The organism is Pseudomonas sp. ANT_H12B (assembly GCF_008369325.1).
Lineage (GTDB): Bacteria > Pseudomonadota > Gammaproteobacteria > Pseudomonadales > Pseudomonadaceae > Aquipseudomonas.
In genome coordinates, this window is the sequence record NZ_VOBI01000007.1 from 81,684 (window position 1) to 95,779 (window position 14,096).

Here is a 14,096-nt window from a genome sequence, read left to right on the forward strand (position 1 = left end):
GCCTTCTCCTCTAAAGAGAATGCTGGCCTACCGCCAACTAAGCTGGTTTAGCACCGAAGCTGCCGGAGTACTCATCGGGGAGCGTCGAGGGCCGCACTTGGTGGTTCATCGGATATCCGAGCCTGGACCTGGCGATATCAGGCATCGATGTTTTGTAGACCGAAGAGGAGCGCATCATCAAACTGCTGTAGATGAAGCCTTCATCAGTTCGTCAGGGATGCTTCAATATCTTGGGGAATGGCACACCCACCCGGAGGACTCTCCCTCGCCTTCATCTACAGATTTGGGCACATGGCAACGGCACCTTATTGCCGGCCACGAAAAAATGGTCTTATTGATAGTAGGTCGTAAGGAAATCTGGGCAGCCAAAAAGGACGCTCGAATAATTACCCCTCTTCTTGAGGCTTAATAATGGCTCGCTACTAAAAGTTCTTGAATAGGCGCAGCAACTGTAAAGAAAACAATCACTGTTCGGGTGGTACTAACTGACGGACCGCTTATGGCCGATTTCTGCCAGCGCCGACCGGCTGCAATGGGTCCAGAGTGTGTAAAAAAGCTTAGTCAAAATTGAAGTCTGCGCTTCTATGTGAAGTCTGAAGTTTATCGGCTGGTTGGCAGACCTGGATTTTACGTAGAGACGCGATTTTCAGCCCTGATTTGGGCGCCAATCTCGCTGAAAAACGTTTTTACACACTCTGGGCCGGTTAGCGACCACCACGCAGCATGACTGATCCACCCTTGTCCTCCCTCAGCGTGGAGGACAAGCCATGAAGATTATTGCTACATACAGCGTAAGCGTCCGAGCTACACCGCCTTGCAACTCAAACCTTAATCCGTTTAAACCACTGGTTCACGCGCTCGCACTCAAATGTCACCGGATCAAAAACATCGCCATGCCATTCAACCATGGCGTCATGCTCTGGATGATCGGGGTTGCCCATCGCCTCCAGAAACTCCTCGTAACCAGGCCCGCCACCCACGTCTTCCGGTGGGCAAGCATTGGCGCCGTCGATGCAATACGGCACCTGAGGACAGGCAACAGCGGGTAGCGTTTTTTCGACCTTGATACTGTGATGCCAGCTGTCACCAAAGTCGTAGAGATAATTGAATGTCCGCTTTCCGTTCAGCGCCTTGATCAGCGTTTTACGGGCTTCCGGGTTCACCGTCGGCCCCCAACCATCAGGGTCGGGCATGCCGTAATTCTCACCAGCAATTTCAAACTCATGCAGATGGCTATCACTCCAGCCCATCACGACCTGGATGACATGGTGCAGCTTGCCCAAGGTGATGTTTTCAGGCACCGCGAACCGACGCCAAATCTTCGGAGTGATCCACTTCAGCTCGATGTGCAGCAGTAACAGGTCGGGGGCGGGTTTGGGTAAACGGACAGTTTTAACCATGGATCAGGCGGCCTCGCAGTGTTCAGTGTGATTCAAAGAAATGTTCCAAGGCAGCAACTCGCTCACCCGATTGATCGGGTGTTCGGCAATGTGCTCAAGTACGTAGGCCAGATAGGCCTGTGGGTTTAACCCGTTTAGCTTGGCAGTACCCACCAGGCTGTAAATCGCAGCGGCTCGTTCTCCGCCGGCATCGGAACCGGCAAACAGGTAGTTTTTGCGGCCCAGCGCGACGGCGCGTAGCGCCCGTTCGGCGGCGTTGTTGTCGATTTCGATTCGGCCGTCATTGCAGTAGCGCGTTAGGGCCTGCCACCGGTTGAGGGCATAGAGGATTGCACCGCCCAATGCCGACTTTTTCGACAGTTGAGTCAGCGTCTGATTAAGCCATGCGTGCAGGTGTTCCAGCAGCGGACTGGCCCGACTTTGCCGAACCGTTTTTCGCAGGTTGGGCGGCTGCCCTCGGATCTCGCTTTCGATGGCATACAGGGCCGCAATCCGTTGCAGCGCCTCGGCGGCAAGGGGTGAAGCCAAGTCTTTGTAGACATCGTAAAACTTGCGCCGGGCGTGAGCCCAGCATGCAGCTTCCTCAATAGTGCCCGTCGCATACAGCTGAGCAAAACCGGCGTAGCCGTCAGCCTGCAAGATCCCGCTAAAGCCCTTGAGATGAGCGCGCGGATGTTGCCCCTTGCGATCCGACGAGTAGGCAAACCAGACCGCCGCCGGTGTCGAGTCACCCGCAGGTCGGTCGTCCCGCACGTATGTCCACAGGCGAGCCGTTTTGGTCTTGCCGTTGCCCGGCGCGAGCACGCCAATCGGCGTGTCGTCTGCATGGACTTTGTGACCGCTCATGACGTGGTGCTCAAGGGCGTTGATCAGCGGCCTGAGCAACTGACTGCTCTGGCCCACCCAGTCGGCCAGGGTTGAGCGCTCCAGCTCCACGCCCTCACGGGCGTAGATCTCGGACTGCCGATACAACGGCAAATGATCAACAAACTTGGAGACCAGCACATGGGCCAACAACCCCGGGCCTGCAAGGCCTCGGGCTATCGGACGACTCGGCGCCGGCACCTGGGCGATGTGCTCGCAGCAGCGGCAGACCCACTTGGGGCGAACATGGCGGATCACTTTGAAACGTGCCGGAACGTACTCCAGCACTTCGGACACATCCTCACCCAAATAGCGAAGCTCCCCACCGCAGCCCGTGCATTGCGACTCGGGCTGATGCACGTGAGTTTCGCGAGGCAGGTGTTCGGGCAATGGTTTGCGGCGCGAAACTGCGCGAGGTGCCGGTTCGACTGGCGTTGTCATTTCGGCTTGGCTGACTTGCAGCTCTTCGAGGCTCAACTGGAGTTGATCGATCATCGCGTCCAGTTGCTCGGAGCTGCGACCGAACTGCGTACGACGCAGCTTGGCGATCATCATTTTCAAGCGCTCAATCTCTGCCCGCTGGGCAGAGACCAGAGTCTTCAAGGCTTGAAGATCGTTCGGCAGGGAGTCGGTCACGAGAGTCATGACCGCATGTTACTGGGGATTTTTTCAGCGCGGCAAGTCAGACTGCGAGGACAGGCGCTGTACGAATTGGCCTGCGCCAATCAATGCCTTCCAACAGCATCGATAACTGCGCAGGCGTCAGCGACACGCTGCCGCTGGTTGCTTGCGGCCAGACGAAGCGCCCTTGTTCCAACCGTTTGCAAAACAGACACAAGCCGTCGCCATCCCACCACAACAGCTTGATCCGGTCACCGCGCCGTCCGCGAAAGGCAAATATCTGACCGGAAAACGGGTCGGCTTCCAACTGTGTCTGCACCAGTGCCGCTAAACCATCGAAGCCACGGCGCATATCCGTGACGCCGGCGGCGATCCAGATACGGGTTCCAGCGGGCGGGGCAATCATCGCAGCAACTGCTGCAAGACGAATTGCAGCGTCTGCGGATCGGGTGCGCCCATGATACGCAACTTGGCTTTTCCGACCTCAACTGCGATCTCGGAATGACACTCCGCCTGTGGCTGGACGACGTGCGGCAGATCGATTGGCGCCTCCATCACCTGGACGGGCAAAAGCGTTGCGCTCTGGCTGACGGCGCCGAATACCCCTTCCTGATATTGATGCCGCCAGCGAAACACTAGGTTGGCATTGACGTCATGCTCACGAGCGATCAACGACACGGAGGCGCCAGGCTGGAGGGTCGCCTCGACGACTTGGCGTTTGAACGCCAGCGGGAAGTTGGGGCGGCGGCCGGTTCGACGGGCTAGGGCAACGGTATCCAAGATAGTGTCCACTAAAAAATGGTGTCCACTATCTTGGCTAATTTGGAGGGCTGTCAGGAGAGGGTGCTGGCCGGACGGTTACCATACAGCCATCAGCCTTGGAACAAGGGTAAGCTTGTCGGGCAGAAAGCCCCGCTCCGAGTCAGAGATATCTGGCAGGCTCCAGCTCGCGGAGAAGACACGGGATCTGGCCCTCTTCAACTTGGCCATCGACAGCAAGCTGCGCGCCTGTGACTTAACCAAGCTGCGAGTACGAGACATAGCCCATGGGGAACATGTGTCGTCACGGGCCATCGTGATGCAGCAGAAAACTCAGCACCCAGTCCAGTTTGAAATCACTGAGCAAACCCGAACGGTTCTGGAGGCTTGGATGCATCAGGCCCTCCTCCGCAGTGAGGACTTCTTGTTTCCGACCCGGTTGCACGGCTCAGATCATCTCTCCACGGGGTTATGCCGAGATAAAGGAAAATCAGGACATTCGCTCTGTAATATTATGATATTGCTATGATTTAAATTTTTTCTGCGTTTCCTTTCCTCGTCCCAAGTTTAGCCGTCTATGCTGAAGGTTTTGCTTTTCCTTGAGGGACGAACTCCATGGCCTCTCTGGAGCGGACAGCCTATCCGAAGCTGCCGGCGAATCTGTCGTCGAAAGAGCTTCATCAGAGCTATTCGCTCTCAGAGTCTGAGCTCCAATGCGTGCGAAACAGATGCCCAATAGCAAAGTTGAGGAGGCGAACTAATGCACATCCCGCCGGTTTCGTTTCGAGTGACACCCTATGGGGACGTCGATGCCAAGGCACTCGATTCTCTGCGCGCGAGCTACGACATCTCTCAATTACTTAACTTGGTGGACCGGCTAGATGCCTGTCTTGCTGAAATTGGTGGGATCGGCTGCATTAAGGACGACTTTTTACATCTACATGCCATGGCCATGACGATATTGGAAGGCTCCCCTCTCGCCGTAGCTACCGCTGATGTTGACAGTATTTGGGAGAAGGCGATCGCCCTTCAAGGGGATATTTCTGCCTTATGTTTTTGCTTGCAAACAGGCTCTAAACACTTGGCTCCTTTGGTAGCACTTGCTCCTGACTATTAGCGGCAAGGGTGCGGATTTTACCCCCCGGAGTCAACATGCTGGTGACAAACGAGTTGTGGCTTGAGAACCGTAGCGTTACGACAACATGGACGTTTGGCTCAACGCTCACAAAATTTGCGTTTGGAGCGTAGGCGCTCCAGGTAGCTGTGGACATTATGCGGATTATTAATGCTGCACCGTGCTCATATCCATCCCCGGGCTCAGGGTTCCTAGCCAAGCGACAAGGCATACTATGACTACTGCAACGGAGAATTCAAGGATCATACTACGTCGTAAAGCATTGACGGCGACGGCATGGTCCCCTTCCTTGATTGAGCGTTCTAACAGTGGACTCAAATGGAATCGATTTAGCGTCGCTAATATAATCATCCCTGCGAAGAGCAAGACTTTCAAAAATAGCAGAGTGCCATAAGTAGTCATCATCACTTCGTCCAGGGTTGGGCCCACGATAAAGAGATAATTCACTACGCCAGTAATGCTTAAAGTCACAACAATTAGCGCGCCAGCTGATTCAAACCCAGTCAGGACTCGGGAGAGAACCCGTATTTCTTGTCCGCCATTTAGTCTTTTCGCACGCAGCAGTAAAGCGAATGCGGCCAGAGCTCCCATCCAACCGCCGGCTGCCAGAAGGTGAAGAATATCGCTAATGAAATGTATATAACGACGATTGCCTTCGTCCATTGCGCCATGCCCTGTCCACGCTAGGGTAGCGAGAGCAATAGCACCGAAGACGGTAACCGCCCAAAGACTGAGGGTTGGGAGGCGCTTGTTAAGTGTGATGGCGATACCTGCCAGCACCAGGGCTGCTATTCGGACCATCCAGGTGAGCCCGACGTCGGTACCAGTTAGAACCATTTCGAAGATGTGATGGTGAAGCTCCATAAATTCTGAAACGCCGCTCATTGCTTTCGCAAGTAACAACATAGCGGCAAGAGACAGAAGTACACCAACAACTGCGGTGCCGAAAAGGAGCGACTCAAAGTTTAAGACAGCGCCGGACACTCGCTCTTTCCCCCGTAGGCTATACAAACCAAAAATGGCCAATCCAAACAGCAGCATGAGGTCCATATAAAGAGCGAAACGAACGGCGATGTTGATTGAGTCGCTCATGGATCATTTCACTTTAAAAGAAAAATTGCCGGTAATGGGATGAGTGTCGGAAGAGACTGCCCGCCATTCGACCTTATAAGTACCTGTGGTTAGCGGAGCGGCGGGCGTGATAACCATCATTTTCGGATCGTCGCCGCCGGCGACACCAGCCTTAACACCCATAGGTGAATTCGGCATACCCGGCATGTCAGTCATGATCAGTTTCGCTCCCGAGAACTGAGTCGTGAGGTTCTCCGAGAAGTGCAGCTCGATCTTGGAAGGTGCCGCAGACGTCGAGCCTTCCACTGGGGTAGAAGACACCAGTTTTGGATGCGCCTGGGCGATAGCGCTCACGAGCAAACCGACGGTAAGTGCAACAGCTACGGTAGTAGTTTTAAAGAATGACATGCAAGACTCCTCACAGCATAAGCTGTTGGTTCGAGGTTGGGTTGGGGAGATCTAGTTTTTACTTCTCAATTCCGATTAAAACCACAGGCAAATACCAAGCGTATGCCGCGTACTTAACCCAGGTTCTGGATCAGAATGATCCGCGTTATAGAGCTAGGACACGATGCCACATGACTGCCGACCATTCGATTACATTTCAGTAAGCTTTACGCATGCCCTCTGGTCCATAATTGAGGGTTGTCGTCGTGGCTTTTTATTTTCCCGATGTGCACTACATTGGCTTTCTCTCTGAAGCCTGTCGGTCAATCCGTCTTGGAGCAAAGGCCGCGCCCCTTGCTCCAAGACGGCGCCTCAGCGAGGCTAGGCCCGTTTCGATCCGGCATTAGGAAATTCCATATGGAAGGCTGTTTTTCGATTGGATGAGGTACACCAGATCTTGCCTTCATGGGCTTCTACGATCGACCGCGTAATTGAGAGCCCCAGTCCAGCATTGCTGGGGCTCCCTTCACGCCGTGCCGGATCCGCGCGATAAAATCGATCGAAGAGCTTTTCAAGGTGCTCGGGTGCAATGGTTTCTCCTGGATTTTCCACGACCACAAATGTCGAGGTATTTCTCTGTTGGATATCGACATTGATGGTCCTCCCCTCCGGGGTGTACCGCAGCGCATTAGAAAGCAGATTCGAGACAGCTCTGTGCAGCATTAGTACGTCGCCCCGAACACTCCCTCCCCCTGAAACCGTCAGGTTGATGCCGCGCTCATCTGCCAGCAGGCGGTAGTATTCGAGCAGTTTCTCCACGACCTCCAATAGGTCTATCGGTTTGTTCTCATGGGGGATCAGGCCGTTGTCAGATTTAGCCAGAAAGAGCATGTCGTCGATCATCCGAGACATACGCTTCAAGTCATCCAGATTCGAATACAGATTGTCTTCGTAGTCCTCAATATCCCTTTTTCTAGAGAGCACCACTTCGGTATGGATCATCAGATTACTGACCGGTGTGCGCAGTTCGTGAGCAATGTCCGCAGAGAAATTTGATAACCGGACAAAAGCATCATCCAGACGTGACAACATCGCGTTGAACGACGACACCATCTGTTGAAGCTCTTTTGGAACAGACGCTAATGGAATGCGCTCTTTAAGTGATTTGGCCGACATCGACGCAGCGACCATGGTCACCTGCCGAATCGGACGCATGCCACTGCGGGCAACCAACCAACCCAGCCCCACACTGACGAGCGCGCTGATCACCAGCCCTATCCAGAACCATCGCTGGAGCGTCTCGAAGAAAAACATGTGCTCAGTAACATCAAAAACCAAGATCACGGTCAGCGGCTTGTCCCGACCGGTCACCATCGCTTGAGCAGTCAAACCACGGAACATCTGCTCTTGGTTCTGCCATTCCCAAAAATTATTGTTGGTGGTCGTGAGGAACTCCTCCGGAACATTGACTGGCCCTGGGTCAGCGAAAAGTAGCCTCCCGTCATCGCCTAGGATGACGGCTGTCAAATTACGGTGAGCCCCGAGCAGAGCCTGTAACTCGGGCTTTAACTCGCCGAATTGATCGGTGCTCTTCAGCTCCCCCAGGATTCTCTGGGTCGAGTGGAGTTTTTCGTTTAGAGCCTCTTGATCCAACATTTTGAAATGATGCTGGCTGAGGTGGTTAAAGCTGACTCCGGCGACGGTGAGCACAGCTGTTACCGCAAGCATGAACATCAGACTCATGCGTGTAGTCAGGGACAGACGGTTCATTTTGACTCCGAATCCGGTGCATCAAGCATGTAGCCCATACCACGTGCGGTGTGGATCAGCTTGACCTCAAAGCTGTCATCAATCTTCGCCCTGAGCCTGCGCACCGCAACCTCGATTACGTTGGTATCGCTGTCGAAATTCATGTCCCAAACTTGCGAGGCGATGAGCGACTTCGGCAGCACTTCGCCCCGGCGACGGAGCAGCAACTCCAGCAGCGCAAACTCTTTGGCCGTCAGGCCTATGCGTTTCCCCCCCCGAATGGCCCTGCGTTTGAGCAGGTCAACCTCTAGGTCGGCCAGTTTCAAATTGGTTGGCGAGGGTGCGCCATTACCGCGACGCAGCAGTGTTCTGACGCGGGCCAGCAATTCAGAAAATGCGAAGGGCTTGATCAGGTAATCATCCGCTCCGAGCTCAAGCCCCTTAACGCGATCTTCAACACGGTCTCGCGCAGTCAGAAATAACACCGGTACATCTTTCCCTGCCAAACGCACCTTCTGAAGCACTTCCCACCCATCCAGACCGGGCATCATGACGTCCAGAATCAGCAGGTCATACGCTTCGCTCAAGGCGTGTTGCAGGGCCTCAGTACCATTGGTGAAACGATCAACGTTGAACCCAGCCTCAGTAAGGCCCTGTTGCAAGTAGATACCTATTTTCGGTTCGTCTTCCGCAACCAACAGTCTCATGGGAGTGGCTCTCAAAGTGATGATGGGGCTGAGTTTGCAACGAATTAGCTCAGCCAACCAGAAACTGACAGAAATGTAATTCTGGCTTCAGGTTGATGTCAGCAAGCGTTGTCTAGGGTTTGCCCATGAACACCGTCAAGTGCTCATCCGACTCTCCAGAGAGAAAAACCCTCAGGAGTCGGACACCATTCCTATCAAGGAGCTGCCCCATGAGCTATCTCAAAACCGTGTTTCTGGCTGGCTCGATCCTGCTCTCGGCCTCGGCATGGGCTGAGGGCGGCGGAGACCGAGTGATGGAGCGCATGGAAAGTATGCGTAATAAAGCGGAAACCGTTCTGATTCAAGCCGAAAAAGCCCCTGCAGGCCAACGCCATGTGCACATGGCAGAGCACATGAAAATGCTTGGCGAGATCATGAGCCAACTCCATCAAGACCATCCCGATGCATCAATGTCGCCCCAACAGCATCTCGCCTGGATGGAGAAGCACGACAAAATCGTCGATGACGTTTTGAACCAAATGCAACGCGAACACAAACTAATGCTTTCAGAAAACCATCAGTAAATATCCTGCTTTCAAGGCTTTTCGCAATTAATTGCGATTACAAACGACGTCGCTTAGACGCCGTTGTTTATTTTAAAAACTGACAGAAATGTAGTGCTCAGGTCAGTTAACTGGTAGCTCAGTCACTTTAATATAGCGAGTGTTTTTCTCGCTCATCCTTGAGGTCACTATGAACGCTAAATTTTTTACCCCTGTTATCGCGACAATGGCTCTATTTTTCGGTGCTACAGCCATGGCTAGTGTGGGGCATGGCAAAGATGACATTGGTCAACCTGGAACCGCTGCCGAGGTTACCCGCACCGTTGAGGTGAAAATGGGCGACATTTTCTTCGCGTCCAAAAACATCAATGTCAAACCCGGAGAGACGGTTCGATTCGTCCTGCGCAACGAAGGTTCGCTGCTGCATGAATTCAATATTGGTAACGCAGCTGCACATGCTGCTCACCAAAAAGAGATGGCAGCCATGTTCCAGAACGGCACGCTCACGCCTATTGGGTCCGGGCAAGCCATGAGCAATATGGGGCATAGCATGGGGGAAATGAAGATGGTCGGGATGGAGCACAACGATCCGAACAGCGTCTTGATCGAACCTGGCGCAACCAAAGAGCTCATCTGGACGTTCGCCAAGAGCACGGGGCTGGAGTTTGCCTGCAACGTACCTGGTCATTACCAATCAGGAATGGTTGGTCAGTTTGAAGTGAAGTAAACGTGGCTTGATCGATATCACCGCCTCAAAGCGAGCGTTGACTACTCTCAGTCGCAGACGTCACCGCAACTTTTGCGAGGACAGTGGGGACTACATCATGACTAACCATCATCATTCGGTTGAAAACGCTCCTTCGTCTTTCTGGAGGAGCAAAACGGGCGTTGTACTGATCATGCTGGTTGCGATTGGTGTCTTTTACCTGGTTCGGGAGCACTTCAGCCATGTTTCGCCTTATTTACCCTATCTGATCCTGTTGATCTGTCCTTTGATGCATTTTTTTGGACATGGCCATGGAGGGCATGGTCGAAATGCTGATCAGGCAGAAACCAACAAGAATGAGGACGGAAAATAATCATGGCCACCAACACGAGCCACCACGACCATAGTCACTCCCATCCATTAAACCCCCAAGGTGAAGGTCTACGTGATCTGGTGTGCGGCATGACCGTCACGGAGCAGTCTGTTCACAAGTTAACGCACGAGGGCCGGCCTTATTACTTCTGCAGCGCCAAGTGTCAGGGCAAGTTTGCGGCAAATCCGCTGCAATACCTCACGCCGGCACCACCGGCGGAGACCGCGCCAGCGGCCGTCGGCACCATCTACACCTGCCCGATGCACCCCGAGATACGTCAGGACCATCCGGGCAACTGCCCCAAATGCGGCATGTCGCTGGAGCCCTTGCTGCCGGAACTCGACGACGATGAGAACCCCGAATTGCGCGATTTTCAGCGCCGCTTCTGGTGGACCTTGCCGCTGACAGGCATGGTCTTTGTTCTCGCCATGTTCGGCCACCGTTTCCAGTGGATGGACATGACCGTGCAGAGCTGGGTCGAACTGGTGCTGTCGATCCCCATCGTCCTATGGGCCGGATGGCCGTTCTTTACGCGCGGGTGGCAGTCCGTGGAGAACCTCAGTCCGAACATGTGGACCTTGATTAGTCTGGGCACCGGTGCGGCTTTCGTCTATAGCGTGGTCGCCACGGTCACGCCGCAGGTGTTCCCGGCCTCGTTCATCTCCATGGGCCGCGTCGCTGTGTACTTTGAAGCGGCCGCCGTGATCATCTCGCTCACGTTGCTGGGCCAGGTGCTCGAACTCAAGGCCCGGTCGCAGACCTCGGCGGCCATCAAGTCGCTGCTGGGCCTGGCGCCCAAGACCGCCCGCCGCATCCGGGAGGACGGCACCGAAGAGGATATCCCGCTGAACCATGTACATGTGGGCGACTTACTGCGCGTTCGCCCTGGGGAGAAGGTGCCAGTGGACGGCGTGGTGACTGAAGGCGGCAGCTCGGTCGATGAATCCATGCTCACGGGCGAGCCGATACCGGTCACCAAGCGCGTGGGCGACAAAGTGATCGGCGCCACGCTCAACACCAGCGGCGCACTGGTGATGCGCTCTGAACATGTAGGCGCGACCACAATGCTGGCCCAGATCGTGCAAATGGTGGCGCAGGCCCAGCGTTCCCGTGCGCCGATGCAGCGCATGGCCGACGTCGTGGCGGGCTACTTTGTCGTCACCGTGATGGGGATCGCCCTGCTGGCCTTCCTCGGCTGGGGCCTGTTCGGTCCCGAGCCGCGTTGGGTGTTCGGCCTGATCAACGCGGTGTCGGTGCTGATCATTGCCTGCCCCTGCGCGCTGGGCCTGGCCACGCCGATGTCCATCATGGTCGCCACCGGTCGCGGTGCAACGCACGGCGTGCTGTTCCGTGATGCTGCAGCGATCGAAAACATGCGCAAAATCGACACCCTCATCATCGACAAGACCGGCACCCTGACCGAGGGGCGTCCGACGTTCGAGCGCGCCGTGCCTGCGCCCGGCTTTGATGCCGACGAGGTGCTGCGCCTGGCCGCCAGCCTGGACCAGGGCAGCGAGCACCCGCTGGCCGAAACCATCGTGCGCGCCGCCCGCGAGCGCGGCATGCTGTTCGACAAGCCCGAGAATTTCGAGTCCGGCTCGGGCATCGGCGTGCGTGGGCAGGTGGCAGGGCGTCAACTGGCGCTGGGCAACACCACGCTGATGGAGCAGATCGGCGTCTCGGTCGCTGCCCTGGTGCCGCAGGCCGAGGCCTTGCGTGCAGAAGGCGCCAGTGTGATGCACCTGGCAGTCGATGGCCAACTTATGGGCCTGCTGGCCGTGTCCGACCCGATCAAAGCCAGCACGCCGGAAGCCTTGGCGACGCTCAAGGCTTCGGGGCTGCGCATCGTGATGGCGACCGGCGACGGCCTGACCACGGCCAAGGCTGTTGCAGCCCGCCTGGGCATCGACGAGGTGCATGGCGAGGTCAAGCCGGCCGACAAGCTGCTGCTGGTGGAAAGGTTGCAAAAGGAAGGCCGCGTGGTGGCCATGGCGGGCGATGGCATCAACGACGCGCCGGCGCTGGCCAAGGCCGATGTCGGCGTGGCCATGGGCACCGGAACCGACGTGGCGATGAACAGCGCCCAGATCACGCTGGTCAAGGGCGATCTACGCGGGATTGCGATTGCGCGCGCATTGTCGGAAGCCACGGTGGGCAACATGAAGCAAAACCTGATGTTTGCCTTTTTGTACAACGCGCTGGGCATCCCGATTGCGGCCGGCGTGCTGTATCCGCTGACCGGCTGGCTGCTGTCGCCGCTGATTGCCGCGCTGGCCATGAGCTTGAGTTCGGTGTCGGTGATCGGCAACGCTTTGCGGCTGCGAAACAGACGCGTATGACTCCGCTGTTTTGGTGGTATCGACGGCGGCGGCTGTCACGGTTAAGGAGGTGAATCACAAGATTCGAGGCGACGTGGCCGGTAATGGCATCCAAGACGGGCCGCCGCAGGCTGAGGCCTGACGATAGAAGTTTTATTTTCTCAATAAGGATTAATCATGATGACAAGTAAAGGTAAGTGGTTTTTAACGGCAATACAGGTCGGGCTGCTGGCCTGGTCCGGCACTACATGGGCCGCTGACAAGGTGTATGTGGCCAATGAGGGCGCTGACACGGTCAGCGTGCTCGATGCCGCGTCGTTCAAGACACTGGCAAGCGTGCGCGTCGGCAAGACACCGCACAACGTGCAGGTATCGCCTGACGGAAAGGTCGTATGGGTGACCAATAACGGCGAGCCTGATCAGGCGGCTGGCTCTGCGCATAAGGAAATGGCCAAAGGTGAACACAGCACGATGGCGACGGTAGGAGCCGTTTGGGCCATTGATACCAGTAGTGACGCGGTAATCGCCAAGGTGCCGGTCGGCATGCACCCGGCCCATGTGGTGGTGTCGCCAGATGGCCGCCTTGCCTACGTCACCAACGGCGGCGACGACATGGTGAGTGTGATTGACACATCGGAGCAGCGTGTTGTCGCCACGATTCCTGTCGGTAAGTTCCCCCACGGTCTTCGCATCAGTCCGGACGGCAAGCAGGCCTACGTCGCCAACCTCAAGGGCGGCACGGTGTCGGTCATTGATACCGCCAGCCAAAAGGAGATCGCGCAGGTGCAGGTAGGCAAGGGTCCGGCTCAAGTCGGCTTCACGCCGGACGGTCGTCTTGTCTTGGTGTCGCTGTCGGAAGAAAACGCCGTCGCCGTGATAGACCCGGCCACGCGCCAGGTGATTCGCAAGGTTGCCGTCGGAACGGTGCCTATCCAGCTGTACGTCACGCCGGATTCGCGCACGCTGCTGGTGGCCAACCAGGGCACGCCGAAGAAGCCTGGCAAAACCGTCAGCCTGATCGACCTGGAGAGTTTCAAGGTCGCCAAGACAGTCGTGACTGGCGCCGGTGCTCATGGCGTGGTCGTCGACCGTGACGGACGGTACGCATACGTTACCAACACCTACGCCAACTCGGTCTCCGTGCTCGACGTGAAGGACCGCAAGGTCACGAAGACCGTACCGGTCGGCAAGGCCCCCAACGGCATCAGCGTGACGCCTTGACGGTTTGACCGTCGCGTGCAGCCCAGGGAGCGAGACCCAAGCCCTGGAAAAAATCCGCGAAGCCTGCAACGACGCCTGCGAGCAGGCGTTTAGCCTGCTGTTTCAGAACCTCGTCATGTTCGACACATAGCGATCGCTCACGAAGTGAATCGGGTACCTGCGTACCCAGTGCAAGGTCTAGCATGCGTACGATCCCCGACCCTGACGGGTGACGCCTGATTGAGGTGTGCTCGGGGTCATGCC

15 protein-coding genes and 1 pseudogene are annotated in these 14,096 nt (G+C 56.1%); 8 read left to right on the forward strand and 8 right to left on the reverse strand.

Annotated features, from left to right (window positions below):
• The first annotated feature begins 19 nt into the window (after positions 1–19).
• Positions 20–409, forward strand: coding sequence for a Mov34/MPN/PAD-1 family protein (locus FQ185_RS31080; RefSeq protein ID WP_371923923.1), 390 nt, complete (start codon positions 20–22; stop codon positions 407–409).
• Between the two features lie 412 nt (positions 410–821).
• Here the strand turns inward: FQ185_RS31080 and FQ185_RS12850 are convergent, their stop codons facing one another.
• The 4 genes from FQ185_RS12850 to FQ185_RS31085 are packed head-to-tail and all read right to left on the reverse strand — an operon-like array spanning position 822 to position 3,665.
• Positions 822–1,400 carry a plasmid pRiA4b ORF-3 family protein gene (locus FQ185_RS12850; RefSeq protein WP_108524512.1) on the reverse strand — a complete coding sequence of 193 codons (579 nt, stop codon included), beginning with the start codon at positions 1,398–1,400 and terminating at the stop codon, positions 822–824.
• A gap of 3 nt (positions 1,401–1,403) precedes the next feature.
• Positions 1,404–2,909, reverse strand: coding sequence for an IS66 family transposase (locus FQ185_RS12855; RefSeq protein ID WP_073453916.1), 1,506 nt, complete (start codon positions 2,907–2,909; stop codon positions 1,404–1,406).
• Between the two features lie 37 nt (positions 2,910–2,946).
• On the reverse strand, positions 2,947–3,291 hold the full coding sequence (gene tnpB / locus FQ185_RS12860; RefSeq protein ID WP_034138746.1) for an IS66 family insertion sequence element accessory protein TnpB: 345 nt from the start codon (positions 3,289–3,291) through the stop codon (positions 2,947–2,949).
• A complete protein-coding gene (locus tag FQ185_RS31085; RefSeq protein WP_158636783.1) occupies positions 3,288–3,665 on the reverse strand; it encodes a transposase in 378 nt (125 codons plus the stop codon). The genes tnpB and FQ185_RS31085 overlap by 4 nt, the downstream gene beginning before the upstream one ends.
• A gap of 66 nt (positions 3,666–3,731) precedes the next feature.
• Between FQ185_RS31085 and FQ185_RS12870 the strand changes: the two are divergent.
• Together FQ185_RS12870 and tnpC are read left to right on the forward strand one after the other, a co-directional pair.
• Positions 3,732–4,110: pseudogene (locus tag FQ185_RS12870) on the forward strand (integrase); the annotation flags it as partial.
• A 294-nt stretch (positions 4,111–4,404) separates the two neighbouring features.
• Positions 4,405–4,761, forward strand: coding sequence for a Tn3 family transposase post-transcriptional regulator TnpC (gene tnpC / locus FQ185_RS12875; protein WP_115128413.1), 357 nt, complete (start codon positions 4,405–4,407; stop codon positions 4,759–4,761).
• A 165-nt stretch (positions 4,762–4,926) separates the two neighbouring features.
• On the opposite strand, the gene copD is transcribed toward tnpC, so the two are convergent.
• From copD to FQ185_RS12895, 4 genes are all read right to left on the reverse strand, one after another.
• The gene (copD, locus tag FQ185_RS12880; protein WP_115128414.1) at positions 4,927–5,871 is read right to left on the reverse strand and encodes a copper homeostasis membrane protein CopD; all 945 of its coding nucleotides are present in this window, start codon (positions 5,869–5,871) and stop codon (positions 4,927–4,929) included.
• A 3-nt stretch (positions 5,872–5,874) separates the two neighbouring features.
• Positions 5,875–6,258, reverse strand: a complete 384-nt coding sequence (copC, locus tag FQ185_RS12885) for a copper homeostasis periplasmic binding protein CopC (protein WP_048388142.1) — start codon at positions 6,256–6,258, stop codon at positions 5,875–5,877.
• Between the two features lie 360 nt (positions 6,259–6,618).
• On the reverse strand, positions 6,619–8,007 hold the full coding sequence (locus tag FQ185_RS12890; RefSeq protein ID WP_115128415.1) for a heavy metal sensor histidine kinase: 1,389 nt from the start codon (positions 8,005–8,007) through the stop codon (positions 6,619–6,621).
• The gene (locus tag FQ185_RS12895; RefSeq protein ID WP_115128416.1) at positions 8,004–8,693 is read right to left on the reverse strand and encodes a heavy metal response regulator transcription factor; all 690 of its coding nucleotides are present in this window, start codon (positions 8,691–8,693) and stop codon (positions 8,004–8,006) included. The genes FQ185_RS12890 and FQ185_RS12895 overlap by 4 nt, the downstream gene beginning before the upstream one ends.
• 209 nt (positions 8,694–8,902) lie before the next feature.
• Between FQ185_RS12895 and FQ185_RS12900 the strand changes: the two genes are divergently transcribed.
• From FQ185_RS12900 to FQ185_RS12920, 5 genes are all read left to right on the forward strand, one after another.
• Complete coding sequence (locus FQ185_RS12900) at positions 8,903–9,256, forward strand: co-regulatory protein PtrA N-terminal domain-containing protein (RefSeq protein WP_092239348.1); 354 nt, start codon at positions 8,903–8,905, stop codon at positions 9,254–9,256.
• Between the two features lie 169 nt (positions 9,257–9,425).
• Positions 9,426–9,962 carry a plastocyanin/azurin family copper-binding protein gene (locus tag FQ185_RS12905; RefSeq protein WP_092239346.1) on the forward strand — a complete coding sequence of 179 codons (537 nt, stop codon included), beginning with the start codon at positions 9,426–9,428 and terminating at the stop codon, positions 9,960–9,962.
• 97 nt (positions 9,963–10,059) lie between these two features.
• The gene (locus FQ185_RS12910) at positions 10,060–10,314 is read left to right on the forward strand and encodes a DUF2933 domain-containing protein (protein ID WP_092239429.1); all 255 of its coding nucleotides are present in this window, start codon (positions 10,060–10,062) and stop codon (positions 10,312–10,314) included.
• A gap of 2 nt (positions 10,315–10,316) precedes the next feature.
• Positions 10,317–12,653 carry a heavy metal translocating P-type ATPase gene (locus FQ185_RS12915; protein ID WP_115128418.1) on the forward strand — a complete coding sequence of 779 codons (2,337 nt, stop codon included), beginning with the start codon at positions 10,317–10,319 and terminating at the stop codon, positions 12,651–12,653.
• 156 nt (positions 12,654–12,809) lie between these two features.
• A complete protein-coding gene (locus FQ185_RS12920; RefSeq protein WP_092239342.1) occupies positions 12,810–13,853 on the forward strand; it encodes a cytochrome D1 domain-containing protein in 1,044 nt (347 codons plus the stop codon).
• The last annotated feature ends 243 nt before the right edge of the window (positions 13,854–14,096 follow it).